4 protein-coding genes are annotated in these 1,905 nt (G+C 38.2%); 3 read left to right on the top strand and 1 reads right to left on the bottom strand.

From position 1 onward, the window contains the following. Positions 1-156 precede the first annotated feature (156 nt). The 3 genes from MTBBW1_RS11075 (at position 157) to MTBBW1_RS11065 (ending at position 1,390) form a co-directional block, all read left to right on the top strand. Complete coding sequence (locus MTBBW1_RS11075; protein ID WP_080803365.1) at positions 157-786, top strand: RpnC/YadD family protein; 630 nt, start codon at positions 157-159, stop codon at positions 784-786. A 114-nt stretch (positions 787-900) separates the two neighbouring features. Beyond that, entirely contained in the window at positions 901-1,128 is a 228-nt protein-coding gene (locus MTBBW1_RS11070; protein ID WP_080803362.1) for a DUF4160 domain-containing protein, read from the top strand. Further along, a complete protein-coding gene (locus MTBBW1_RS11065) occupies positions 1,112-1,390 on the top strand; it encodes a DUF2442 domain-containing protein (RefSeq protein ID WP_080803358.1) in 279 nt (92 codons plus the stop codon). The genes MTBBW1_RS11070 and MTBBW1_RS11065 overlap by 17 nt, the downstream gene beginning before the upstream one ends. Positions 1,391-1,440: 50 nt before the next feature. Here MTBBW1_RS11065 and MTBBW1_RS11060 read toward each other — a convergent pair. Then, positions 1,441-1,905, bottom strand: a 465-nt coding sequence (locus tag MTBBW1_RS11060; protein ID WP_222424043.1) for a hypothetical protein, incomplete at its 5' end; no start/stop codon positions are given.

Raw genomic sequence — 1,905 nt, 5'->3', positions numbered from 1 at the left:
CCAGTATGAAAACAATGCAAACGTCAATCCTCTTGTTGCAGCAGGGTAAACACAAGTAAAAAGTGGCATCCTTCATATTTACTCAAAAGGTTTTGATACTTTTTTCAGGCAATTTTTATTCTTGCACAAACCATTCAATTAGATTAAATTACAGGAATGGACAATAACACAAATAACAAATCAGATAATACCATGTCAGTTGAAAATATCCATGACAAATTCTTCTGGGATATATTCGGGAGACATACAAGCGGAATTGATGAGGAGCAGTTTCAAACTTCCGTTGTCATAAAATGCTGGCATATCATTGTCAAATATCTCAATGACCCGATGCTCCGTGACAAACTTGTGGATGTTGTAAAAATGATGATTGAGTTCATGAAACATGACACTGCTTTGGAATATCTTGATATTTTCATGAAATACCTGGGAAACTCAAATAACAAACTTACCAGGAAAGATGCGGAAAACGCCATTAAAACCGCTTTGCCAAATGGAGGTGCTGAAATGATAAAAGGATGGGCTAAAGAATTTGTAGAAGAAGGCTGGAAGAAAGGCATACAAAAAGGCAAACAAGAAGGCAGACAAGAAGGCAGGCAGGAACAATCAAGAGAGATGCTCATGGAAGCTATCCAGGCAAAATATAACTATTTACGAGATGACATTGTCACCAAAATAAACAAGATAAACTCCGCTGAGATAAATAAATCGCTTCTAAGAACCATCTTTCAAACCGAAACCCTGGATGATTTTGACAAATTGATCGACAAATCCATGGGCAGGTGATGTGAGAGATCTTGTTCTCATAATTTTGCTTCAGCTTTGAGTGACAAGGGAATTGAGCGATTACCGATTATCCACACTTATGCCTTAGTAAAATGCCTTTCAAAGGATTAAACTATGCCAAGAATAGCATTCTTTTTTGGAATTTCAATTTATATGTACCTGGACGATCACGGAATACCCCATTGCCATGGAATCTTTGGAGACTATGCAGCCTCCTTTGCAATTGAACAAGGCAATATTCTTGCTGGTCAAATGCCTCCGAAACAGGAAAAAAAAATTAGAGAGTGGATATTATTAAATCAAGAAGAGCTGATGGATAAATGGAATGAACTCACAACTTAAAACGCCATGGAAAAAAGTAATTGCTGTCTCCCCCCTTCATAACTTCTCTCTGGAACTGCAATGGGAAGATGGTAAAAAAACAAGACTCTGTTTAGACCCCAGGATTTACGAGAAGGATATTTTTTGGCGGCTTAGAAATCCTCGCTACTTTGCACAGGTTTCTGTTGATCCATTGGGAGGCATATGCTGGCCTGAGGGAGAAGACCTATCCCCTAATTTCCTTTCCCATAACAGTGTAAAAAATATTGTAACTTATCAATAAAATAGCAGTTACAAACAGTATTTTTTATTGTTGATTCTCAGGTTTATCTCTCAAATTAGTTCTGCTCCCCGCATTATCTCAGCAAATTCAGGATTTTTTCTTGAATATTCTCTCAATACTCTCAACTGCCGCCTTAAAAGGGAACCATCATTATGATGAAAATCCAGATCATTTAAAATCTCACGTTCAAGTCTGTCAACTTTGTCAATTACAGGCTTGACCATGGTACGTCGATCCCAGGCAATATACCCAAACAGAGCTACTATCAAAGTTATAATAGAACTAAAAAAAACAAGCATGGTTGAATTTGAATCGTCCATTCTTTTCCCAAGTGCTTCCTGGCCCGCTTTCATTTCAGCTCTCAGTGCTTCCTGGCCCGCTTTCATTTCAGCTCTCAGTGCTTCCTGATCCGATTTCATTTCAGCTCTAAGATCTGACAATCTCACTGAAAGTGCTTCCTGACCCGCTTCTAATTTAGCAAGCTTTTCAATGATCTCTCTATCTGATATGCGAGG

The organism is Desulfamplus magnetovallimortis (assembly GCF_900170035.1).
Taxonomy (GTDB): Bacteria; Desulfobacterota; Desulfobacteria; order Desulfobacterales; family Desulfobacteraceae; genus Desulfamplus; species Desulfamplus magnetovallimortis.
The sequence above is the reverse complement of the archived record's forward strand: the minus strand, read 5'-3'. Positions and strand labels throughout refer to the sequence as shown.